At 61.2% G+C, this 24286-nt stretch carries 18 protein-coding genes; 7 read left to right on the forward strand and 11 right to left on the reverse strand.

The genetic code is table 11. The annotated features are described in order from the left end of the window. Positions 1 to 209: 209 nt before the first annotated feature. Together NTD81_RS13790 and NTD81_RS13795 are read right to left on the reverse strand one after the other, a co-directional pair. A complete protein-coding gene (locus NTD81_RS13790; RefSeq protein WP_262183143.1) occupies positions 210 to 2798 on the reverse strand; it encodes a TonB-dependent receptor in 2589 nt (862 codons plus the stop codon). Between the two features lie 278 nt (positions 2799 to 3076). After that, entirely contained in the window at positions 3077 to 3811 is a 735-nt protein-coding gene (locus tag NTD81_RS13795) for a class II aldolase/adducin family protein (RefSeq protein WP_262183144.1), read from the reverse strand. A 312-nt stretch (positions 3812 to 4123) separates the two neighbouring features. On the opposite strand from NTD81_RS13795, the gene NTD81_RS13800 reads away from it, so the two are divergent. The 4 genes from NTD81_RS13800 to glyA all read left to right on the forward strand — a co-directional run bounded on the left by NTD81_RS13800 (position 4124) and on the right by glyA (position 12090). Continuing rightward, the gene (locus tag NTD81_RS13800; protein WP_262183145.1) at positions 4124 to 5182 is read left to right on the forward strand and encodes an ABC transporter substrate-binding protein; all 1059 of its coding nucleotides are present in this window, start codon (positions 4124 to 4126) and stop codon (positions 5180 to 5182) included. A gap of 29 nt (positions 5183 to 5211) precedes the next feature. Then, positions 5212 to 6267: an ABC transporter substrate-binding protein gene (locus tag NTD81_RS13805; protein WP_262183146.1), complete on the forward strand. Its 1056-nt coding sequence runs from the start codon at positions 5212 to 5214 to the stop codon at positions 6265 to 6267. A gap of 310 nt (positions 6268 to 6577) precedes the next feature. After that, on the forward strand, positions 6578 to 10711 hold the full coding sequence (locus tag NTD81_RS13810; protein WP_262183541.1) for an EAL domain-containing protein: 4134 nt from the start codon (positions 6578 to 6580) through the stop codon (positions 10709 to 10711). Positions 10712 to 10836: 125 nt separating this feature from the next. After that, positions 10837 to 12090: a serine hydroxymethyltransferase gene (gene glyA / locus NTD81_RS13815; protein WP_262183148.1), complete on the forward strand. Its 1254-nt coding sequence runs from the start codon at positions 10837 to 10839 to the stop codon at positions 12088 to 12090. Between the two features lie 143 nt (positions 12091 to 12233). Here glyA and yjiA read toward each other — a convergent pair whose 3' ends face one another. From yjiA to NTD81_RS13830, 3 genes are all read right to left on the reverse strand, one after another. Beyond that, positions 12234 to 13223, reverse strand: coding sequence for a GTPase (yjiA, locus tag NTD81_RS13820; RefSeq protein ID WP_262183149.1), 990 nt, complete (start codon positions 13221 to 13223; stop codon positions 12234 to 12236). An 89-nt stretch (positions 13224 to 13312) separates the two neighbouring features. Further along, complete coding sequence (locus tag NTD81_RS13825; protein ID WP_262183150.1) at positions 13313 to 13516, reverse strand: YbdD/YjiX family protein; 204 nt, start codon at positions 13514 to 13516, stop codon at positions 13313 to 13315. A gap of 51 nt (positions 13517 to 13567) precedes the next feature. Further along, a complete protein-coding gene (locus NTD81_RS13830; RefSeq protein ID WP_262183151.1) occupies positions 13568 to 15625 on the reverse strand; it encodes a carbon starvation CstA family protein in 2058 nt (685 codons plus the stop codon). 410 nt (positions 15626 to 16035) lie between these two features. Between NTD81_RS13830 and NTD81_RS13835 the strand changes: the two genes are divergently transcribed. Next, positions 16036 to 16407 carry a PilZ domain-containing protein gene (locus tag NTD81_RS13835; protein WP_262183152.1) on the forward strand — a complete coding sequence of 124 codons (372 nt, stop codon included), beginning with the start codon at positions 16036 to 16038 and terminating at the stop codon, positions 16405 to 16407. Positions 16408 to 16486: 79 nt separating this feature from the next. Here the strand turns inward: NTD81_RS13835 and radA are convergent, their stop codons facing one another. The 3 genes from radA to NTD81_RS13850 all read right to left on the reverse strand — a co-directional run bounded on the left by radA (position 16487) and on the right by NTD81_RS13850 (position 18543). Then, entirely contained in the window at positions 16487 to 17851 is a 1365-nt protein-coding gene (gene radA / locus NTD81_RS13840) for a DNA repair protein RadA (RefSeq protein WP_262183153.1), read from the reverse strand. Positions 17852 to 17915: 64 nt separating this feature from the next. After that, complete coding sequence (locus NTD81_RS13845) at positions 17916 to 18209, reverse strand: YdcH family protein (RefSeq protein ID WP_262183154.1); 294 nt, start codon at positions 18207 to 18209, stop codon at positions 17916 to 17918. A gap of 91 nt (positions 18210 to 18300) precedes the next feature. After that, entirely contained in the window at positions 18301 to 18543 is a 243-nt protein-coding gene (locus NTD81_RS13850; RefSeq protein WP_262183156.1) for a YdcH family protein, read from the reverse strand. 136 nt (positions 18544 to 18679) lie between these two features. On the opposite strand from NTD81_RS13850, the gene mscL reads away from it, so the two are divergent. Further along, positions 18680 to 19090: a large-conductance mechanosensitive channel protein MscL gene (gene mscL / locus NTD81_RS13855; RefSeq protein ID WP_262183157.1), complete on the forward strand. Its 411-nt coding sequence runs from the start codon at positions 18680 to 18682 to the stop codon at positions 19088 to 19090. Positions 19091 to 19151: 61 nt separating this feature from the next. On the opposite strand, the gene NTD81_RS13860 is transcribed toward mscL, so the two are convergent. Further along, positions 19152 to 20705: a TerC family protein gene (locus NTD81_RS13860; RefSeq protein ID WP_262183158.1), complete on the reverse strand. Its 1554-nt coding sequence runs from the start codon at positions 20703 to 20705 to the stop codon at positions 19152 to 19154. Positions 20706 to 20943: 238 nt separating this feature from the next. Next, positions 20944 to 21714, reverse strand: coding sequence for a ferredoxin--NADP reductase (locus NTD81_RS13865; protein ID WP_262183160.1), 771 nt, complete (start codon positions 21712 to 21714; stop codon positions 20944 to 20946). A gap of 213 nt (positions 21715 to 21927) precedes the next feature. Here NTD81_RS13865 and NTD81_RS13870 point away from each other — a divergent pair, with 213 nt between their 5' ends. Then, a complete protein-coding gene (locus NTD81_RS13870) occupies positions 21928 to 23052 on the forward strand; it encodes a methyltransferase (RefSeq protein ID WP_262183162.1) in 1125 nt (374 codons plus the stop codon). Between the two features lie 48 nt (positions 23053 to 23100). Here NTD81_RS13870 and NTD81_RS13875 read toward each other — a convergent pair whose 3' ends face one another. Beyond that, positions 23101 to 24279, reverse strand: a complete 1179-nt coding sequence (locus tag NTD81_RS13875; RefSeq protein ID WP_262183163.1) for a glycine hydroxymethyltransferase — start codon at positions 24277 to 24279, stop codon at positions 23101 to 23103. Positions 24280 to 24286: the final 7 nt, after the last annotated feature.

Here is a 24286-nt window from a genome sequence, read left to right on the forward strand (position 1 = left end):
GCTGCGCGGCTAACCCACCCTACGGGACCAAGAGATCACCACCCGCCACCAAGCAAACCCAGAACCGCAGCTTGGATCAGAACCGTAGCCTGGATTAGCCACGCAGTGGCGTAATCCGGGACAGCGCCACCTGACAATAAACGCGCTGGTGGGTTACGCCGCGATGCGACTAACCCACCCTACGAGAACGCCTCACGAGACAGCATCTGTTAGAAACGCAGGGCCGTTTGGATTTGTGCGGTGAAGGGCGCCAGCGGTTGGATAAACTCAGCGTCCTCGCCGATCACCGGAGCGAAGTTCTCTTGGTTGGTGATGTTCAGCAGCTGCAGGCGCACGTCCCAACGCGGCTCGCTGTAATACAGCGCCAGGTTGACGTTGTGCTCGCTGGGCACGGTGATGTTGTTATTGATGCGCACATCCCAATGGCTGCTCCACCACGCCGACAATTGCGCGCCAAAGCCTGAGTCAAAGCGGTAATCGACAAAGCCGTTAAGCGAGTGCTCAGGCACCCCCGAGACCCGGTAGCGGTCGGCGGGCAATTGGTTCAGGGCATTGCTGTCGCCAAACACGGTTTGGTTATCCGCCACCCAGCCGGCCGGGGAGAACGAGCGCGGCACAATCTTGGTGTAGTAGGGCTTCAACCAGGTGTAGTTAGCCCCCGCACTCAGGTGACCCTCGCCCTGATAACGCAGCGACAGCTCGGTGCCTTCGATCTTCATTTGCGCCACTTCGCCAAAGCGATTCGGCGGTGCATCGCGGTACTGCACAAAGCGGCTCACGGTGCCGAAGAGCCGCTCAGGGATAAACTCAAACTTGGCCCCCAGCTCAAACAGCTCACTGACACTCTGGAAGTTTTTATCGCTGAACTGATTACCTAACTCGCCGGCAGCATAGGTCAGGCCGTTGCCAAAGCCGCCTTGGTTGATCGACACCGTGCGATCGTAGGTGGCGTACAGGGTGCTCTGCTGGGTGGGTTTGAAGTACAGGCTAGCTTGCAGGCTCGGTAGCCAATAACTGGCTTTGTCTTTGTAGTCGACCTGCGGCGTCGGATTGACCGGGTTGTCGATCTTGGCATCGACCAAGGTCTGGCGAAAACCCAGGTTAAGCCCCCACTGCTCGTTGAACTTCAAGTTGTGCTGGGTGAATAAGCCGTAGGCCATCCACTGACTGTCCGCCACCGCGCCCAGCGCCGGATAGTTAGCGCCACCTGGCGAGCTGTACAGGCCGCCGGCCACCGGATAAATCGGCAGGTTGCTCAGGTAGCCAAAGTAAGGCGAAGAGCGCACGCCACCACCGGTCACCGGCCAGGCGCCGCCATACAATTGAGCCGGTGTTTGGGTCGCCGCAGGTTGGGTCAGGTCATAGGGCGAAACCATAAAGTTGAACAGGCTGGCCTTGACCCGGTTTTCTTCATAGCGCAGCGACACGCCGCTGTTGCTGTCGTCTTCAACGCTCAGGCCAAACAGCTTAAAGCCGGTGCGCCAGCGCAGCTCCAAACGATCCTCAAACAGGGTGTCTTTGGTATCGACCCAATAGGATTGCAGAGTGTCTTTGATATTGGTTGAACGCTGAAAATAGCTGCTGTTGCTCAGGGTCAGGTCCGGTGAGATATCCACCGCGATCTGCAACTGGGTGTTGAAGACCTTGGCCTCGAACTTGTCCCGTGGGTTGGCCAGGCCTTGGCTGGCATCCAGTTTGGTCAGCTCATTACCGGGCAGCGTAGGGTCATACACCCAGCCCAACACACTGCCCGGCGTGGCCGGATTGGCCGAAGGCAGTGGCGTGCTGTTGACCGGCCCCACGGCTTGGTACTGGTTACGCGCATTGGCCTGGCGCTGCTGCCAGCCGATCACTGCGGAGTCCGGCGCGCCGGACTGATACACCGGCGACCAGATGCCGGCGCCGGCACTGAGCATCAAGGGCGTGGCGCGGCCGCCGTAGTAACTGCCGAAGTGGTCAATTTGCGCTTGGGTGGTGCGGTTCCAACCTTTGGTTTCGTTGTAGTCGTAATAGTCGTCGTAGGCGATGTTCCAATCGATGTGCAGGTTATCCCGCGGTTCCCAAGCCAAGGCGCCGTAGAAGGCGTTGTAGTTGTTATCGACGTTGTCGTAATAGGTACTGCCACGCTGTTGTTGGTAGCTGAAGCGATAAGCCAATTCATCGCTGATCGGGCCCCCATGATCGAGCTGCCAACTGAGGTCGGTGTAGGACTCACCACCCGGCAGCAAGCTGCCCGCCGTGGCGCTGATCTGCGTGCGGGCCTTATCGAAATAGGGCTTTTTCGTGGTGTAGTTAACGTAGCCGCCGGTGTTGTTGCCGCTGCCAAACACCACGGACGAAGGACCGCTGACGATATCGGCGGCCTCAACGGCATTGAGGTTGAGCGGATGGTCAGTCTGGCGTGAATAGATGCGCTGGCCGTTCTGGAAAATCTCCGCCGACTGGGCGCGCATGGTCGGCGCGCCCTGCACATTTTGCCCGGTGCTGCGGGTTAGCCCCGGCGCATACTTAACGAAATCATCGAAGGTTTTGATCGGGTCGTCCTGCAACTGCTTGCGACTGACCGTCGAGATCGAACGAGGCGTGTCGAGAACCTTGGCTTCAGTGCCATACACCGATAACACCGGACGCGTCGGCAGCACCTCCTCACCCAAACGCCGGCCCTCGACCGTTACCGTGGTCAGGGTGGCGTCGTCTTGACTGTCGCTGGTTTGCGCAAGCGCCGCTAAGGGCACACTAAACAAAGCCCAGGCGATCTGCCTGAGCCAATGACTGCGCGGATAATCCTGGAGAAGCATGGGCTCGGTACTCCACAAAAAGAGGCTTAACCGGGCCCGACCAGCAGCGCGCTCGCTTGAAGCGCGGTACTTCCACCAAGCTGTACTGACCGTCCGGCATTAGCAGCCCTATCGCAAGCGCCATGCCAGCTCAGCCGGAGCCAAAACAACCCGCCAATCCCTTGTTTAAAAAGGTTTTTTTAAAAGCTTAGGGACGATGCTTGAGTGCTCTGCTGGAGCAGCAGCAAGGCTCTGCTGCCAGACTGCTGGCCCAGCAGCAATCGCCCGCCACCCCTTGGCTATTCTTGCGCGGCCAACAGCTGTTGGCCTTGCGCCCACAGCCCGGTCATCTTCCACTGTTGCTCCAATACCCCGGGGCCAAACTCCAAACTGCCGCCCAAGCCTTCGGCCAAACGCTGGAAGTGCGCGCCCTCCTCGATCAGCAAAATCAGCTTGGCCAATTGCAGCAGGTCGCGCCCCCAAAAGGTCGAGCCGCCGTTGGCTTCCAGAATGGCCGGCAGGTGCGGATCGCGAGTAAGGCTTTGCAGAATAAAAGCCGGCTCAGGCTGGCGACGGTCGATATACACCGGCAACTCACGGGTCAGGGTCAGGCGCTGCGAGGCGGCATAGCGAATGGGCAAGCTGCGATGGGCGCCAGCCCAAGCGCCCAAGCTGGGCGTGTGCACGTGGATGACCAGATCAATGTCGCTGCGCGCCTGGAATATCGCCGCATAGCGCCTGCCGTTGCCTCCGGCCTGACTGCCACTGAGCACGGCACTACCGGGCTGGCTTTGATCCAGCACCACCTCGCCGCTGTAGCTGGCCACCACCGCCCCGATGCTGGGTTCTTGCGCCCAAGGGCTGGGCGCATGCAGGGCAATCACCCACTCACTCGCCGGCACCCTTATATAGGCCTGCAAGGTCTGGCTGGCACTGAGGGTGCCGCTGTCCTTGAGCACAGTGAAGGCCTTGGCAAAGTCACGTTTAGCCTGTTCCAGCTGCGCTAACAGTGGAGGGTTGATCTGAGTCGACATAAAGCTCTCCTGGCCGAATAAATGACTCAGGCCCTGTGCAGAAGCTATGCCAGCACCGTCGCCCCGCTGCCGCTGGGCCGGGCAGGGGCAGACGCACAGCAACATGCTGGTTATGCAGCAGCGCACTGCTGGAGCACTGCTGCTCAGCCAGCAGTGCCGAGCCAGCTGCCAAGCCATGGCCCGTGATAGCTGGCGCCAGCGGTTTTCGGCACAACCCTTGCTCTTCTGCCTCTAGCTTTTAACGCACCGCCAGCTGTGAGCGACCCGGCCACAGCTGGCTTTTCAGAGCATCACCACGCGAAGGACACCGCCATGAGTCAACCCCTCGATACCCTCTGGTATACCCGCTGTCCGGTGCCTACGGGCCTGGGCATCGCCGTGCAAAAAGGCTGGCTGGATGAGGCACTGCACCCGCAAGGCACGCAGATCAAATCGCTGCGCGACTCCAGCAGCCAGGCCGTGCGCGAATCGCACTTTGATCACAGCCTGCAAAATTCGGTGCGCCACGGCGGCAACATCCCCGCCATCTGGGCCCGCGCCAAGGGCCGCGAGACTCGGGTGATCGGCCTGTCGTGGGCCGATGAGGCGCAGCTGATTCTGACCACGCGCGACAGCGGCATCCGCACCGTCAAAGACCTCAAGGGACGGCGCTTCGGCCTGCCACAATGGACCCACGTGCAGATTGACTTCAGCCGCGCCCAAGCCATCCGTGGCCTGGAAAATGCGCTGAGCCTGGAAGGTTTGCAGGTGCGCGATGTGCAACTGATCAACTACCCGCAGGCGGGCTCCTTTAGCGAGACCAACAGCCAGCCCAATACCGCGCTGTACAGTTTTGGCGGCCACCGCAGCCATGGCTATAACCCTGAGCTGGTGGGTTTGCTGCGCGGCGAAGTGGACGCGATCTTTCTCAAGGGTGCGTATGCCGTACAACTGGCCCAGCAGTTCGGCCTCTACAGCGTGATTGATACCGGCGCCCATCCCGAACCGCTGATCCGCAGCAACAACGGCACCCCGCGCACCCTGAGCGTCGACCTCAACCTCATCGAGCAACACTACGACAGCGCCGTGGCCATCCTCGACGCGGTGCTGCGCGCTGAGCAGTGGGCACACAGCCACCCCGACGACACCGTGCGCTACCTGGCCCGCGAGACCAACAGCAGCGAGTACTGGGTGACCCAAGCCTATGGCAGTGATGCCCACCTGCGCCTGCGCACCGAGCTGAGCGAGCAGTCCATCACCGCCCTGCAAGACTTCACCGACTTCCTGCAGCGTTGGCAGTTTATCGAGCACAGCTTCGACGTACGCGCCTGGATTGACCCGCGCCCGCTGGCCAGCCTCAGGGAGCAACTGCCCAGCCAACGTGCCGACTAAACGTCCCAGCCGCAAAAGTGAACAACCCCATGCGTCCAGCTCTCGACACCCTTTGGTACACCCACAGCCCCGTGCCGACCGGCCTCGGCATCGCCGTTGAAAGCGGCCGCCTGGCTGCGGCCTTTCGCCCCTACGGCACGCGCATCCAGGCCCTGCGCGAGTCGTCGGAACGGGAAATCCGTGAAGCCCACTTCGATCACCACCTGCCCTACTCGGTGCGCCATGGCGGCAATATCCCGGCCATCTGGGCCCACGCCAGCGGCCGCCAGACCCGGGTTATCGGCCTGTCCTGGACGGATGAAGTGCAGTTGCTGGTGACCACCAACGACAGCCCGATCAAGACCCTTAGCGACCTGAAAAACAGCCGGTTTGGCGTGCCCAAATGGGCCAATGTGCAGATCGACTTCGCCCGCGCCCAAGCCATCCGTGGCCTGGAAAATGCCCTGCAATTGGTAGGGTTGGCGGTCAAGGACTTGGAGCTGGTCGACTACCCCTACGGCGGCACTTACAGCGATGAGCCCGTGCGTCACGTCTATGGCGCCCAGATCAGCCTGGGCGACAGCGGCGTGCGCCAGCGTAATAACGAGCTGATCGGCCTGCTGCGTGGCGATATCGACGCGATCTTTGTCAAAGGCGCCCACGGCCTGCAACTGGCCGACGAGTTTGGCCTGCGGGTACTGATCGACGTGGGCAGCCATCCCGATCCGCTGGTGCGCGCCAATATCGGCACGCCGCGCACCTTGACGGTCGATGCGCAGATGCTCGATGAGCACTTCGAGGCCACCGTGCTGATCCTCGAAACCGTGCTGCGCGCCGAACAGTGGGCACGTTCTCACCCGCAGGAAACCCGCGCCTTTCTCGCCCGCGAACTCAACACCAGTGAATACTGGGTCGCCAATGCTTACGGCGCCGATGCGCACCTGCGCCTGCAAACCAATCTGGCCGAACAATCGATCAGCGCCCTGCAAGACCTCAGCGCCTTTCTCCTGCGCTGGCAGTTCATCCCCCAGGGTATTGATGTACAACAGTGGGTCGATCCACGGCCATTGGCCCGCTTGCTGCGCACAGCGGGTCTGGCGATCTGAGCGGCTGCGCTAATTTTCCCCGGGCGCCGACCTAGCAGCGCGCTACGCCGGCCCTGTGGCATAGCCACGGAGCACGCACCAGTGCGCCTGGAGCGCGCAGAAGCCATCACTTTATTGCAATTTATGGCATGCTTACGCCCCGCACTTGTCACCTTCCCTGACATGACTGCACCCGCCTATTAACGCCCTGTCAGGACTTAGGCCATTGCCCATCTTCAGGCCCCCCTCTATTGCACGCCCCAGCGCCCCCGTGCCGGCGGAGGGCCTGCGCAGTCCTGCCCGCATTGTGCTGGTGGTATTGGTGCTGGGCATGCTGGCCCTGCTGCTGTGGCAACTGCGTCAAGAGTCCGAGCAACTGCTGGATAACCAGCGCCAGCTCAACCTGGCCCACACCAATGAATTGGCCAATCACCTGAGCCTGAATATGCAGCTCAAGGCCAATGTCGCGCAGTCCCTGCTGCATCACCACCCCCAGGCGCCGTCGACCCAGAGTGGCCTGCAAGAATTACTGAGCAACCTTGAAGGGGTTTTCCCGACGCTGAGCAGCCTGGTGTGGCTCGATCAAAATGGCCGCGTCCTAAGCGACAGCGATGCCTCCGCCGACGACCGCAGCTACCTGCACAAGCTGGTGCTGCGCAGCCATGGCAACGACTATTACTACGCCTACAGTGGCAACCCTCAGAGCCTGATTTACCTGCTGCTGCCGCACAGCCATGGCACCGGCTACTGGGGGCTGCGGCTGAACAATCGGGCTCTGAATCGCTGGCTGAGCGAGCAACAAAACCCGCAGTATCGCTGGCTCTTGGAGGACCTGCCGAGCCAGCTGATTCTAGCCAGCAACGTGCGTAACGACGCCCTCGATAGCCACCCAGCACCGCCCGTCACCGCCGAAGACATGGCGCAAAGTATTCTCCTGCTCCCGTTGGCCAACAGTGATTGGCAGTTACGCGCACAATTCAATGAAGGCCGCCTGCGCTCGCAGCAGTTGCCGCAACAAGCCAGCAAGCTCTTGTTGTTTATGGCCTGCGCCCTGTTGACCTTGTTTGCCCTGTACCGCCTGCTGCGCGAACAACGCAAGCTGCGCGACCTCCACAGAGCCTCGCGGCGCTCGCTGCAACAAGCCGGCAGCGTGTTGGGCGCCATTGAGGAGCGAGTCATCGTCACCGACTGCCAGGGTCAGTTGCAGTACCTCAACCCGCAGGCCGAAGCGATGTTTGGTCTGAACAATGAGGATGCCCATGAATGGCATCTGCTCAAGCTCCTGCCGCGTCTCAACCCATTGCTGCTGCATGACAACGCCCTGCACAGTGATCTAGGCCTGGACCTCGTAGAGATCCTGCAAAACGGCAGCAACCGCCTGTATGACATCAGCCGCAGCGACCTCAGCGAAGACAACCAGCGCACTGGCTTTGTCTGGGTTCTGCGTGACGTCACCGAAGAGCAGCAAGCCTCGCGGGTGCTGCAAGAAACCCGGCGGCGCTATCAGGATATTTTCGACGGCACCGGCACCGCGCTGTGCGTGCTCGACCTGACCGAACTGCACGGCTACCTGCAACAGCAGCAAATCAGCAGTGGCGAATACTTGCGGCAGTGGCTGGCCGAGGATGAGCAACGGCATCGGACCCTGTGCAAAAAAATCCGCCTCACCGAAAGCAACGAAGTGGCCCTGCAACTGCTTGGTGCCAGCACTAACGCTCAGGTCTGGCAGTTGCTCTGCAACCAGAGCCCGCTGCAGCCCGAAGGCTTCCCCATGCACCTGCTGTATGCCCTGATCAACCGTGGCGGTCTGATTGAAATGGAGGTGCGCGCCACCACCCAGCAGGGCCTGGAGCGCCACCTGTGGCTGTTACTGCGCCTGCCCAGCCACAGCGAAGAGCTGCAAGCGGTAACCCTCAGCATCAGCGACATCACCAACCGCAAGCGCATTGAAACCTCGCTGATTGAGCGCGAGCGCTTCTGGCTCGACGTGGTTAATGCCGCGCCGGACACCATCTATGTGCGCGACCTCTGTGAGAAGCGTCTGCTGTTTAGCAACAACCACCTGGGCACCCAGCTGGGCTACAACCGCGAGGAGCTGCATCAGCTCGGCGAGCAATTCTGGGAGCGCCTGCTGCACCCGGACGACAGCGAGCTGTATCAGCGCACGCGCAATGCCCAGCAAGCCCTCGGTGATGGCGTGCTGATGCAGTTTGAATTGCGCTGGCGCCATCGCGACGGCGGCTGGCGTTGGTTTGATGTGCGCGAGCAAGCCCTAGCCCGTAACGAGCAAGGACGGGTGTCGCGGATGATTGGCGTCGCCAAGGACATCACCGAGCAGATTAACCACAGCGAGTCGCTGCGCAACAGCGAGCAGCGCTACCGCTTGCTGGCCGAAAGCATCAGCGACGTGATCATCACCACCGATAACCTGCTGCGCCTGAACTACGTCAGCCCGTCGGTAAACGATGTACTGGGCTACGACGAGCAGTGGGTGCTCGATCACGGCCTGATCGAACAGGCCACCAACCCGCAGCAGGTGCGCAGCTTCTACGCCTTGCTGGAGCGGGTCAGCGATGCCCTGGGCGACCCGCTGCGCCTGGCTGAGCTGCGCAGCGACTTCCCCCTGCAGCTGTTCGTGTTCGACTGCCTGCATGAATCCGGACGCAAGATTCCTCTGGAGCTGCGCCTGGTACCAATGTGGGACGACAACGGGCACTTCGAGGGCCTGCTCGGCATCGCCCGCGATATCAGCCTGCAACGCCGGGCGGAGAAAGACCTGCGCATGGCCGCCACGGTATTTGAACACTCCACGGCGGCGATTCTGGTCACCGACCCGGCCGGCTATATCGTGCAGATCAACAACGCCTTTAGTCGCGTCACCGGCTACAGCGCCGAGCAAATTCTCGATCAATTGCCCAGCGTGCTCACCGCCGCAACCCAGCAGGCCGGGCATCTGGGTTACGTGCTGCGCCAGCTCAGCCTGATTGGCAGCTGGGAGGGCGAGGTCTGGCTCAAACGTCGCGAGGGCGAGACCTTTCCGGCTTGGGTCGGCATCACCGCAGTCAAAGACGATGAAGGCGACTTGGTCAGCTATGTCGGCTTCTTCAGCGACATCAGTGAGCGCAAAGCCAGCGAGCAGCGCATCCACCGCCTGGCCTATTACGACGGCCTGACCCAACTGCCCAACCGCACCCTGTTCCAGGATCGCCTGTATAACGCCTTGATCAACAGCGGCCGCGATAACGAGTGGCTGGTGTTGATGTTCCTCGACCTCGACCGTTTTAAGCCGATCAACGACTCCTTAGGCCATGCCGCTGGCGACCATATGCTCAAGGACGTGGCCCAGCGCTTGAGCGCTTGCGTCGATACCAACGACACCGTGGCACGCATGGGCGGCGACGAATTTACCCTGCTCCTGCGGGCGCAGCCGCAGCGCGAGGCGGCGGTGCACCGGGCGATCCATGTCGGCGAGAAAATCCTCGCCAGCCTTGCTCAGCCCTTTGTTTTGGAGGGTCGTGAGTTCTTCGTCACCGCCAGTATCGGCATTGCCTTAAGCCCGCAGGATGGCAAAGAACTCAGCCAGCTCATGAAGAACGCCGACACGGCCATGTACCACGCCAAAGAGCGCGGCAAAAACAACTTCCAGTTCTACCAGGCGGAGATGAACGCCAGCGCCCTGCAGCGCCTGGAGCTGGAAAGCGACCTGCGCCACGCCTTGGAACAAGGCCAGTTTCATCTGCATTACCAACCGCAATTCTCCAGCGATGGCAAACGCCTGACCGGCGCCGAAGCCCTGCTGCGCTGGCAGCATCCACTGCGCGGCTCCGTGCCGCCGGGCGACTTTATCCCGGTGCTGGAGGAGTTGGGCCTGGTGGTACAGGTCGGCGACTGGCTGCTGCACGAGGCCTGTCAGCAGCTGGCGAGCTGGCATGCGCAAGGCGTGCATGTGCCCAAGCTGTCGGTCAACCTGTCGGCGCGGCAGTTCACTGACGGCGATTTGGATCAGCGCATCGCCCGCGCCCTGGAGCAAAGCACAATCAACCCGGCCAGCCTGGAGCTGGAGCTGACCGAAAGCATCCTGATGGAAGACGTCGACAGCGCCATGCACACCCTCAAGGCCCTGAAGAACCTTGGCGTATTTATCGCCATTGATGACTTCGGCACCGGTTATTCGTCGCTTAACTACCTCAAGCAGTTCCCCCTCGACGTGCTCAAGATCGACCGCAGTTTTGTCGATGGCCTGCCCCACGGCGAGCAAGACGGCCAGATCGCCCGGGCGATTATCGCCATGGCCCACAGCCTCAACCTGACGGTGATCGCCGAAGGCGTGGAAACCTTGGCCCAGCTCAACTTCCTGCGCGGCCATAACTGCGACGAAGTGCAGGGCTTCCTGCTGGGCCGGCCGATGTCTGCCGCGCAGTTCAGCAACCTGTTTGGCGGCGCGGCGCTGTCCTTGCTGCACTGACCGCGTGGCACCACATGAGCCAGACTGCGACAACAGATGACCAAGGTTCATAGCCCGAAAGCAGCTGGATAAGGTAGAATTTGCGCCCTTCTTCTACTGCCCAGCTGATTTTTCAGGGGAATGCCATGTTCAGCCGTGATTTAACTCTTGCCCGTTATGACGCCGAATTGTTTGCCGCGATGGAGCAAGAAGCCCAACGCCAGGAACATCACATCGAGCTGATCGCCTCGGAAAACTACACCAGCCCAGCGGTGATGGAAGCCCAAGGCTCGGTGCTGACCAACAAGTACGCCGAAGGCTATCCAGGCAAGCGCTACTACGGCGGTTGCGAGTACGTCGACATCGTTGAGCAACTGGCTATCGACCGCGCCAAGCAGCTGTTCGGCGCCGACTACGCCAACGTCCAGCCGCACTCCGGCAGCCAAGCCAACAGCGCCGTGTACATGGCCCTGCTGGAAGCCGGCGACACCGTACTGGGCATGAGCCTGGCCCACGGCGGTCACCTGACCCACGGCGCCAGCGTGAGCTTCTCCGGCAAGATCTACAACGCCGTGCAGTACGGCATCAACGACAACGGCCTGATCGACTACGACGAAGTTGAGCGCCTGGCTGTTGAGCACAAGCCGAAGATGATCATCGCCGGCTTCAGCGCCTACTCGCAAATCCTCGACTTCCCACGCTTCCGCGCCATCGCGGACAAAGTCGGCGCTTACCTGTTCGTCGACATGGCGCACGTCGCCGGTCTGGTCGCCGCTGGCCTGTACCCGAACCCAGTGCCATTTGCCGACGTGGTCACCACCACCACCCACAAAACCCTGCGCGGCCCGCGCGGCGGCCTGATCCTGGCCCGCGCCAACGAAGCACTGGAGAAGAAATTCAACTCCGCAGTGTTCCCAGGCGGCCAAGGTGGCCCGCTGGAGCACGTGATCGCGGCGAAAGCAGTGTGCTTCAAAGAAGCCCTGCAGCCGGAGTTCAAGGCTTACCAAGCCCAGGTCATCAAAAACGCCCAGACCATGGCCAGCGTGTTTATCGAAAACGGCTACGACGTGGTGTCCGGCGGTACTGAGAACCACCTGTTCCTGCTGTCGCTGATCAAGCAAGACATCACCGGTAAAGATGCGGATGCTGCCCTGGGCCGCGCCTTCATTACCGTCAACAAAAACAGCGTACCGAACGACCCACGTTCGCCGTTCGTGACCTCGGGCCTGCGCATCGGCACCCCAGCGGTGACCACTCGCGGTTTCAAAGAAGACGAGTGCCGTCAACTGGCGGGCTGGATTTGCGAAGTGCTGGCCAACATCGGTGACGAAGCCGTTGAAGGCCGTGTACGCGAGCAGGTTAAAGCGCTGTGCGCACGCTTCCCGGTATACGGCAACTAAGCCGCACTGGTAGGTAAAAAACCCGGCTTAGGCCGGGTTTTTTTATTCTGCGCAAACGCCAGCGTGCGCGGCTTTTCGAGGCTAGCCCTGCCCCTAGCGCAGGACTGGCACGCAGCAAACCTAGCCGCCTGAAACTAAAGCCCTTAGCTGGATAACTGGGCAAAGCCCGCGCGGATCTCGTCTTCCGGTAACTGGTCGCCGATAAACACCAGCACGCTCTGGCGTGGTTCGTCAGCGCCCCAAGGCGCGTCCCAGTCAAAGGCATACAGGCCGAGCACACCCTGGAACACCAACCGGCGTTCATCGCCTGCAACCGCCAGCACGCCCTTGTAGCGCAACAGGGATTGGCTGTGTTGCGCCAGCAACTGCTCCATAAAGGCACTGAGGCGGTCGAGGTTGAGTGGCTGCTGACTGTCCAGCACCAGGGTGCGGATGCGCTCGGTGGCAGGCGCCAGTGCCGGGCTCAGGCGCAGGCCGTTGCTGGCCACAGGCACAGGTTGCAGCTGCATCTCGGCATTTAAGTTAAAGCCGCGGATATCCAGCAACTCAGCCAGCTCGATCTGCCCATTGCGCACCAGCCGCTGTGGCGCACGGCGATTAATTCGCGCCAAGCGCTGAGCCAGAGCATCGACTTGTTCAGGCGTGGCCAGATCGGTTTTGCTCAGCAGAATCCGGTCGGCAAAACCGACTTGGGCCTGGGCGATAGGCTCCTGCAAATGGCGCTCGGCGTTGACCGCATCAACCAAGGTAATGATGCCGTCGAGCACATAGCGCTGGGCCAGCTCCTCATCGGCAAAGAAGGTTTGCGCCACCGGCGCAGGGTCGGCCAGCCCGGTGCATTCGATCACCAAACGGTCGAAGGCCAGCTCACCGCTGTCGAGCTTATCCAAGAGGACGAACAGAGCCTTTTCTAGCTCCACATGAATCGAGCAACAGACGCAGCCGTTGGCCAGGGTCATCAGCTCCACCGGTTTGTCGCCCAAGAGCTGGCCGTCGATCGGCGTGGCGCTGAACTCGTTCTCGATCACCGCCAACTTAAGGCCGTGTTCGGCTTGCAGCATATGCTGCAATAAGGTGGTTTTACCGGCGCCAAGAAAGCCGCTGAGCACGGTAACGGGAATCACTGCTTGCATGGTTTACCCCTAAAACTTGGCCTGCACTAATTTTGCCCGGGCCTTAAAACAACCACGCCACGACAAGCGTGGCGTGTGAGTAAGCTGCCTTAGCAACAGCGCACGGGGCGGCCTTTGCCGCCGCCATAACGAGCATCCTGACGTTCACGAAAGAACGCCTCGTAGCTCATCACTGGCTGCTCCGGATGTTCCTTTTGCATATGCGCCACATAGGTGTCGTAGTCCGGCATGCCCACCAACATCCGCGCGGCCTGGCCTAAGTACTTACCCATGCGACTGAGATCGTTAAACACCGTCACTCTCCTTGGCTTAAGGCTGGGCCTGCGCACAGGCCCAGCACGGCATCAGTTAATGCTGATGGCTTGGTACGGCGTTTCTTTATCGCTGCGCTGCGGGTTACGCCAGGCTTGGTAGCCGATCTTCAGCGCATAGAACAGGATGCTGAACACCACCACCAGGAACAGCACGCTCAAGCCTGCGTTGGTGTATGCGTTCATGATCACGTGCTGCATCTGCCCCAGATCTTTAGCCGGAGCCAGGATCTGCCCGGCGTCCTGCGCCGCTTCGTACTTATGCGCCAGGGCGAGGAAACCCAGCGCCGGGTTCGGGTCGAAGATCTTGATCAGGCTCGCCACCGTGGTGCAGATCAGCAGCCAAATGGCTGGCAGCAAGGTGACCCAGATGTACTGCTGACGTTTGAGTTTGATCAGAATCACGGTGCACAGAATCAAGGCGATACCGGCCAGCATCTGGTTGGAGATACCGAACAGCGGCCACAGGGTGTTGATGCCGCCGAGCGGATCGACCACGCCCTGGTACAGCAGGTAACCCCACAGCGCCACGCAGCCGGCGGTGCCAAGCAGGTTGGCGGTCCACGACTCAGTGCGGCGCATGGCCGGGACGAAGTTGCCCAGCAGGTCCTGCAGCATAAAGCGCCCGGCACGGGTGCCGGCGTCTACGGCGGTGAGGATAAACAGCGCCTCAAACAAAATGGCGAAGTGATACCAGAAGGCCATGGTGTTCTCACCCGGCAGCACTTGGTGCAGGATTTGCGCGATCCCCACGGCCAAGGTCGGAGCACCACCGGCGCGGTTGAGGATCGAGTGTTCGCCGATGTCCTTGGCTACCGCATCCAGCGCTTCCGGGGTGATGACAAAGCCCCAGTTGCTCACCGCTGCCGCCACACTGGCGACATCCGCGCCCACTACCGCGGGCGGGCTGTTCATGGCGAAGTACACGCCTGGCTCAATCACCGAGGCGGCGACCATGGCCATGATCGCGACCATCGACTCCATCAGCATGCCGCCGTAACCGATATAGCGGGCGTGGGACTCATTGGCCAGCAACTTAGGCGTGGTGCCCGAGCTGATCAGCGCGTGGAAGCCAGACACCGCACCACAGGCGATGGTGATAAACAGGAAGGGGAACAGTGCGCCCTTCCACACCGGGCCAGTGCCGTCGGTGAACTGGGTCAGGGCCGGCATCTTCAGCTCAGGGGCCAGAATCAGAATGCCGATGGCCAGAGCCAGAATGGTGCCGATTTTCAGGAAGGTCGACAGGTAGTCACGTGGCGCGAGGATCAGCCATACCGGCAGCACTGCCGCGACAAAGCCATAGCCGACCAGCATCCAGGTGATCTGCACGCCGCTGAAGGTGAACATCGGTCCCCACACCGGATCAGCCGCAACCAGGCCACCGAGCCAGATCGAGCCGAGCAGCAAGGCCACGCCGATAATGGAAATCTCACCAATGCGCCCCGGACGGATAAAGCGCATATACAGGCCCATAAACATGGCAATCGGGATGGTCGCCATCACCGTGAACATGCCCCACGGGCTCTCGGCCAGGGCCTTGACCACGATCAGCGACAGCACCGCGAGGATGATGATCATGATCAGGAAGCAGCCAAACAGGGCTATGGTGCCAGGAATGCGGCCCATCTCTTCGCGCACCATATCGCCCAGGGAGCGGGCGTTACGCCGGGTCGAGATATACAGCACCATGAAGTCCTGCACCGCACCGGCCAGCACCACCCCGGCAATCAGCCACAGGGTGCCAGGCAGATAGCCCATCTGCGCGGCCAATACCGGGCCGACCAACGGTCCAGCGCCTGCGATGGCAGCAAAGTGGTGACCAAACAACACATGCTTGTTGGTCGGCACAAAGTCCAGGCCGTCGTTGTTCAGCAGGGCCGGAGTGGCGCGGCTGGGGTCCAGCTGCATCACCTTGGTGGCGATAAACAGGCTGTAGTAACGATAGGCCACCAGATAGATGGCCAAGGCCGCTACCACTATCCACAGGGCGTTGATGGCTTCGCCTCGGCTTAATGCCACAGTACCCAGGGCGAAAGCCCCGAGCACCGCGACAGCAAACCAGGCCAGATGGCCAAGCAGTCGATTCATTGCAGGTCTCCTGCCGCAGCCAAAGGCTGTGCGGCATTTGCGATTGTTATTGTAAGGCCCCCAAATAGCAGGGTTACCGAGGTTACCAACACGCAGCATTGGCGAGACTAAACCGCCTTAGTCTAATCGGCCATTAGCTAAACGGCGGATATTTACCAGGCGCCCCTACCCACCGAGCGTGTTCCCCCCTACCTAAGATAGAAGGTAAATACTAAGTCCGGCAGTTTACCGCTAAGTGTCTAGCTAGGGAGATAGGACTGTTCTCAGCGACCGGCGCGCCCAGCACTAAGTTCAGCTCAGGCCCAGCAAAAGCAGAGCCAAGTCACAACCACAGGCCAGTAACCACGGCAATTGCCCGCTGCGCGGTAAGCTTTGGCTATAGTGATTTAAATCCCGCAGGAGTTTGTTTCATGAGCCCACCCGACAACGAGCGGCGGCGCTTTCATCGCATCGCCTTTGACGCACCCACCGAGATTCGTCAAGGCCAGCGCCAATGGCCGGCCGAGTTGCATGATGTGTCCCTCAAAGGCTTATTGGTCAAGCGCCCCAGCGCCTGGAACGGCGATCCGGACCAAGTCTTTTTCGCCACGGTGCAATTGGATGACGACACCAAGGTGGAGATGGAAGTGGTGCTGACCCGCACCCAAGGCGACCTGCTGGGCTTTGTCTGCCGCCATATTGATCTGGATTCGATCAGCCACCTGCGCCGCCTGGTCGAGCTGAACCTCGGTGATGACAGCGTGCTGGAGCGCGAACTGGCCGCCCTCGGCGACCCTACATAGCCCCGCGCCAAACTGAAAAAAGCAGGCTGCGGCCTGCTTTTTTGTTGCTGCGCTCAGTGCCTAGACGAGCTATTGGCGCTTATTCAAACAGCGCATCTAGCGCCTGCTCCAAGCGCGTCACGGCAATCACTTGCAGGCCCGCCGGGGCATCCTTGGGCGCATTGCCCTTGGGCACGATGGCGCGCTTAAAACCGTGCTTGGCCGCCTCCTTCAAGCGCTCCTGGCCGCTGGGCACCGGACGAATCTCCCCACTCAGGCCGACCTCACCAAACACCAGCACATCGTGGGGCAGCGGGCGATTACGCAGGCTGGAGATCACCGCAGCGAGCAGGGCCAAGTCCGAGGCGGTCTCCAGCACCTTGACCCCACCGACGACGTTGAGAAACACGTCCTGATCATAGGTAGGGATGCCGCCGTGGCGGTGCAACACCGCCAGCAGCATGGCCAGCCGGTTTTGATCCAGGCCCAAGGTCACGCGGCGCGGGTTGGCCATATGGCTGGTGTCCACCAGTGCCTGCACCTCCACCAGCATCGGCCGGGTGCCTTCCCAGGTGGCCATGACCACACTGCCGGGCACTTCTTCCTGAGCGCGGGTCAGGAAGATCGCCGAAGGGTTGGTGACTTCCTTGAGGCCCTTGTCGGTCATGCCGAACACGCCCAGCTCGTTGACTGCGCCAAAGCGGTTCTTCACCGCCCGCAGCAAGCGCAGACGGCCATCGGACTCGCCCTCGAAATACAGCACGGTGTCGACCATATGCTCCAGCACCCGCGGCCCGGCCAAAGCGCCCTCTTTGGTGACGTGGCCGACGAGGAAGATCGCTGTGCCGCTCTGCTTGGCAAAACGCACCAGCAGCGCCGCACTCTCGCGCACCTGGGCCACGCCGCCCGGAGCTGACTGCAACTGCTCAGTGAAGATGGTTTGGATCGAGTCGATGACCATCACCTTGGGCTTCTCGACCCGGGCGGTGGCAATGATGGTTTCGATGCAGGTTTCGGTCATCACCTTCAGCTTGTCTTCCGGCAAGCCCAGACGGCGCGCGCGCATGGCCACCTGCTGTTGCGACTCCTCACCAGTGACGTACAAGGCCGGAAAACGCGTGGCGATATTGCACAGGGTTTGCAGGAGAATGGTCGACTTGCCGATGCCGGGGTCACCACCGATCAGCACCACCGAGCCGTCGACCAAGCCGCCGCCGAGGACCCGATCCAACTCACCGCTGGCGGTGGAGAAACGCGGCATTTCCTCGACGCTGACTTCGGCCAGCGTTTTTAGCTGCGCCTGCTCCCCGGCCCAGCCGGCACGGCCGCTAGGCGCGGCGCTGTGGCCTTCGATCAGGGTTTCCACCAGGGTGTTCCAGGTGCCGCACTCAGCGCACTGGCCAGCCCATTTGGGAAAGGTCGCACCACATTCGGTACAACCATACATGCGCTTGGCCTTGGCCATGGCGGACTCCTCGCAAAACAAGAGCCCGGATCATACGAAAGAACTGGATATATTTACAGCCCAATCAGGCTGCCGCACCTTTATCTTTACAGCCCTTACCGCAGCCGCAGCATTGCCCGGCCGCGCGCTTGAGCATGCGCAGCAACTCATCCTTGAGGGCTACGCGCTCTTGCTTGAGGCTGCTGAGCTGCTCATCGCTCAGCAGTTCGAGGTCCGCCTCAACCGCGCAGATGCGTTTATCCAAGTGCTCGTAGTGCTCAGCCAAACGCGCGAAGTGCGCGTCGCTTGCGCGTAAATTGCGCAGCTCGTCACGCAGCTCAGGGAAGTCTTTGCTCAGCGGGTGATGTTCAACGTACATGCGCGGCACTCCAGAAATAGTCGTTATGGCCAGACTATTCCCCCCAAGCCGCTGCCCTTTTGACTGAGATCAAACTTCCTGCTCTCAAGCCCTAGGACGCCTTGCGCAGCAAGTCGGCGAGCTCATCCTTGAGGCTCACCCGCTGCATCTTGAGACCTAACAGGTGCATGTCATCGAGATTTTCGCGCCCGTCTTCGGCCTCGAAAATGCGCTTATCCAGCTGCTCATACTCAGCGGCCAGGCGGGCAAAATGGCCGTCATGGCTCAACAGATTGAGCAGCGCGGTGCGGTATTCAGGAAACTCACGGTGCAGTGGGTGGTGTTCCAGGGGCATGGCAGAGTCCTCTTGGCCTGCGTAGAGCCTAGCCGACTATGCCGCTGTGTGCCGGAGTCGATGCAGCGAGCTTTGATGGTGGCGCTTGAGCGCATTACACTGCACGCGACTCACCTCAACCATCAGGGAAAGCAGCATGAGCATATTGAGTGAATTTAAAGCCTTTGCGGTCAAAGGCAATGTCGTCGACATGGCTGTCGGCATCATCATTGGTGCCGCGTTTGGCAAGATCGTCTCGTCCTTCGTTGGCGACATTATCATGCCCCCCATTGGCCTATTGATTGGCGGGGTGGATTTCTCCGACCTAGCCATCACCCTCAAAGCCGCTGAAGGGGACATCCCCGCGGTGGTGTTGAGCTACGGCAAGTTTATCCAGACCATCCTCGACTTCCTGATCGTCGCCTTCGCCATCTTTATGGGCGTGAAAGCGATCAACCGCCTCAAACGCGAAGAAGTGGTGGCTGAAGAGCCAGCCGGGCCGACCGTTGAGCAAGAGTTGCTGGGTGAAATTCGCGACTTGCTGAAGAATCAGCAAAGCAAAAGCTGAGGCTCACCAGCCAAGCTAGCCCCATAAAAAAAGGCACCCTGAGGTGCCTTTTTTGTGCGCGTTACAACGACAAGGGACTGAGCAGCAGCTTACTCACCCGCCGCTCTTTGACCTCCACCACGGTCAGGCGCCAGTCGGCGTACTCGACCTGATCGCCGGTGACCGGCAAGCGGTCGAGCAGGCTGATGGTCAGGCCCGCCAGGGTCTGGTAGTCGTCCGTCGCCTGGGCTTTAAAGCCTAAGCGCTCGCGCACCACGGCGAGGTTCAGCGCCCCGCTGACCTGATAACCCTCGGCCACTTGCTCGATATCCGGCCCGGTAACTTCACTGGCATCGGGCAGCTCGCCGGCAATCGCCTCAAGAATATCGGTGAGGGTCAGCAAGCCTTCAAAGCCACCGAACTCGTTGACCACAAAGGCCACGTGGGTTGAGGCCTGGCGCATCTGCTCCAAGGCGCTTAACACCGAAGCACTATCCGGCAGGTTCAGCGGCGCGCGGACCAGACTTTCAATATCCGGCTGGCTGCCACTGAGCAGCTGCTTGAACAGCTCCTTCTTGTGCACATAGCCCAGCGGCTCGTCCTCGTCATCGCCACGGCATACCAGCAAGCGCGAGTGGGCAGACTCCAGCAAGGTTTGCTGAATGCTCTCCAGCGAATCGTCGAGATTAAGCCGGTCGACGTCCATGCGGTCGGTCATGACCTTGCGGATCGACTGCTCGGCCAGGCTCAGCACACCACTGATCATCACCCGCTCGCGGCGGTCAAACAGTGCGGTTTCGCTGCTGCCACCGGCAAGCATGTCGGCGATTTCCTCGCCCACTTCATCTTCCTGCACCTTGCCGCCAAGCAAGCGCAGCACTGCATGGGCGGTGCGCTGACGCATGCCCAGCTGACCTTGCAGCTGACGCTTACGGCGCGAGCGGGCGGTCTGGTTGAACAGCTCGATCAGGATCGAGAAACCAATCGCCGCGTACAGATATCCTTTCGGGATATGGAAGCCCAAGCCCTCAGCGGTGAGGCTAAAGCCGATCATCATCAAGAAGCCCAAGCACAGCATGATCACCGTCGGCCGGGCGTTGACGAAGGCCGTCAACGGCTTGCTGGCGAGCATCATCAGGCCCATGGAGAAGACCACGGCAACCATCATCACGCTCAGGTGCTCAACCATGCCCACCGCAGTAATCACCGCGTCGAGGGAGAACACCGCATCCAGCACGATGATCTGCGCCACCACTGGCCAGAAGCGTGCATAACCACGGTTGCCCGCGGTTTTATGCACATGCCCTTCGAGGCGTTCGTGCAGCTCCATGGTGGCCTTGAACAACAGGAACACACCGCCCAGCAGCATGATCAAGTCACGCCCCGAGAAGCTCTTACCAAAGAGTTCGACCAACGGCTCGGTCAGTGTCACCAACCAGGCCATGCTCGCCAGCAGGCCCAGGCGCATGATCATCGCCAAGCTCAGGCCAATCAGGCGCGCACGGTCGCGCTGCGCCGGAGGCAACTTGTCAGCGAGGATGGCGATAAACACAAGGTTGTCGATGCCCAGCACAATCTCTAGGACGATCAACGTAAACAGGCCTAACCAGGCCGTGGGATCAGCAAGCCATTCCATTAGTGCGCCACTCCCGTAGGTAGGTTCGGCCTAAGCGGCTGGAGCGCGGGAATGCAGAAGGCAACAGAGGCGTTACGAGGTAACGCAGGGGGCTGGTGACAACAATCGGTGTCCATAGGGTCCTAAATACACTTAAGGGGCAGCTATCCTAAAGGGCTATCGCCAACGGGCAAAGAGCCAATTCGTTAGCAGATTTAACCTTACTGCCCGCACCTCCCGCTCACAAGCGGTTTGGCATTTACCAATAATTTTCCACCGCCACCTGCCCCGGCCGGCGGCTCAGGCTCAGTTGCAGGTCACGCTGCTTAAGCAGTGCGCGGGTGTCGTCGATCATCTGCGGGTTGCCGCAAATCATCACCCGCGAGTGCTCGGGGCTGAGCTTAGCCGCCGCTGCGCGCTCCAACTCACCGTTGGTCAGCAGACTGGTGATCCGACCATTCAGGCAACCCGGTACCTGCTCGCGGGTGACCACCGGCACATAGCGAAACTGCTCGGCATACTCCAGCAGATGCTCCTGCTGCATAAGCCCGTGGATTTGCTCCTGATAAGCCAGCTCGGCAGCGCTGCGGGCGCTGTACACCAGAATCACCCGGCTAAAGCGCTGCCACACCTCGAGGCCTTGCAGGATCGACAGGAACGGCGCCAGGCCAGTACCGCTGGCCAGTAACCACAGGTCACGGCCATCGACAAAACGATCCAGGGTGAGAAAGCCCAGCGCTTGTTTCTCGATCAGCAAGGTGTCGCCCACCGACAGGCGGCTTAGCTCGGAGGTAAATTCACCGCCGGGCACGACGATGGAGAAAAACTCCAGATGCTCGTCATGGGGCGCGCTGGCCATCGAGTACGCACGCCAGACCACCGAACCATCAGCCTTGGTCACGCCCAAGCGGCCAAACTGCCCGGCCCGAAAGCGAAAGCCCGCATCGCGGGTGCAGCGCAGGCTAAACAGGCTGGTCGACCAAACCTGAATAGCGGTGAGGGTTTGCGCGGTGTATTTATCGTCACTCATGCTCTGCTGGGCCTCGCTCACTGCCGTTAGATAGGCTTGAGTGTGGCGCAAAGCCGCGCGCACAAACACCGCTAAAGTTTAGGGCTAAGCCGCTGCGCCAGGCTAAAGCGCCGCCGGCCAGTCACTGCGACAAGACATTTACCGCGCAGCAGCCGACAATAGCCGCCGCACTTTCATTTATCGCCGCCGCTTACGGCCGCATTCGAGCCCTGCATGCCTGTTCTAACCACGCCCTTCGCCCAACTGGATCTGCTGCGCCAACCCGATCAGCCCAATGAGCCGTTACAGGCCTTTGATGCCGCCGACGAATACCTGCTCAAGCAACTGCATGAGCAAGGCCTGCAGCCAGACAGCCGCGTGCTGATCCTCAACGACAGCTTTGGCGCCCTCGCCGCGAGCCTCGCCGGCCATGCGCAAGTGACCAGCAGCGGCGATTCCCACCTGGGTTATTTGGCGTTGCAGATCAACCTGCAACGCCATCACATCAACCTTGAGGCAGTGCGCTTTGTGCCGGCCAGCCAACAGGCATTGGGGCCCTTTGACTATGTGCTGATTCGCGTGCCCAAGACCCTGGCCCTGCTCGAAGAGCAGCTGATCCGCCTGCACGGCCAGCTCGCGCCGAATGCCCAGGTGCTGGCTGGCGCCATGCTCAAACATCTGCCGCGTGCCGCTGGGGATTTGCTGGAGCGCTATATCGGCCCGGTACAAGCCTCATTGGCGGTGAAAAAAGCCCGCTTGCTTAGCGCCACGCCGCAAAGCAAAGCCGCGCCCACTTCCCCCTACCCGACGCGCTATCGCCTTGAGCAACCCCAGCTTGAGCTGCTCAACCACGCCAATCTGTTCTGCCGTGAGGGCTTGGACATCGGCACCCGCGCCTTCCTGCCGCATCTGCCCAAGCACCTCAACGCCCTGCGCGTAGCCGATTTGGGCTGTGGCAACGGCGTGCTGGGCATCGCCTATGCACTGCACAGCCCGGAGGCGCAGCTGAGCTTGGTCGATGAGTCGTATATGGCCGTGCAGTCGGCGCAGGCCAACTGGCAAGCGGCGTTGGGTGAGCGACCGGTGACACTGCGCGCCGGCGATGGTCTGGCCGAGCAAGCCGCGGATTCGCTGGACTTGGTGCTGTGCAACCCGCCGTTTCATCAACAGCAGACCGTCGGCGACTTCCTCGCCTGGCGCATGTTCCAGCAGGCCCGGGCGGCGCTGGTGACCGGCGGCGAACTGTGGATAGTCGGCAACCGCCACCTGGGCTATCACGCCAAACTCAAGCGCCTGTTCCGCGGCGTGGAGCAAGTGGCGGCGACGCCGAAATTTGTCGTGCTCAAAGCGACCAAATAAGCCCCGTCGCCCTGCTGTGGCCCTGCCCCACAGGGCTACGACAGCGACTTAACCGACCAGCATGCGCCCGTCGGGGGCTCGGCGTAGTGAGCCGGCTAAGCGACAGGCGATGGCCGCCACTTCACTGTCTTGCCCTTGCGCGACGATGTACTGGGTGCCCACGCGCAAGGCATAGCCGCCTGGTGTGCGCGGGTCCGCGCAGGTGCCGAGCAAAATGCCCTGGCGCTGCAACGCATGCATGGCCTGCGCCGGTGCCACACTCGGGCTCATCGGCACCAGCACCTGGTGGGTGAAAATGCCACCGGCCTCGGGGGCAATCACCGCCACATCCTGCTCGCGCAGCAACTGGGCGAACAGCTCGGTGGCCGCACACACCCGTCGCGCGTAGGCGCCGCCATCGGCTTCGGCCTGCTGCAAGGTGACCAGAAACGCCGGCAGCTTGCCGGCATCGTAGTTGGCCAACAGGGCACGGTCGATAAAGCCCGCCAAGCGCTCGCCATCCGCCGGATCACGCCCGGCGATCAGACTATGGGGGCGCCCCGGCAGGGTTTTGTAAGTGGAGCTGGTGAGGATATCCACCCCCATTTCCAGCGGATTAGGGAAGCAGCCGCCGGCAATCAAACCACTGACGTGGGAGGCGTCATAAATGGTCTTCGCGCCCACCTCCTGCGCCGCTTCGACCACCGCTTCGAGATCATCCGGGGTGATGATCACCGAGCGCCCGAGCATGATCAAATTAGGCCGCAGCGCACGCACCTGCTGCGCCGCCGCCTGCGTATCCAAGCGACAGACCTGGCTGTCATAAGGCAGATCGACCACACGCAAGCCGGCCAATTCAGGGGTGCCGCCACGGCGCTGACTGAGGTGCCCGCCATGGGCCGCTGCCGGCGCCAAAAGCAAATCACCGGGCCGACTGAAGGCATGGAACACCGCCAGGTTGGCGATGGTGCAACTGGGCAGGCGCGGCTCGGCCCAAGCGGCCTTAAACAGCCGGCAAATACGCCTACGCACCGCCACTTCCAAACCTGACACCAGATCGGTATCGGGTTGCTCCTTGGCGAAGCTCGGGCCCATCGCCGGGTAAGCACTAAGCTCAGGCGCATAGGCCGCCTGCGCCTGCGGGCTGGGTAGGTTGGCGCCAGCGTAAAGGATCACGCGACCATCGCGCAGGGCCTCGCCACGGGCAGCCGCCTGGGTGAGCAATTGCAACTCGTTGGGGGTTTCCATAAACAAA

The organism is Pseudomonas sp. 5P_3.1_Bac2, from assembly GCF_025465995.1.
Lineage (GTDB): Bacteria > Pseudomonadota > Gammaproteobacteria > Pseudomonadales > Pseudomonadaceae > Aquipseudomonas.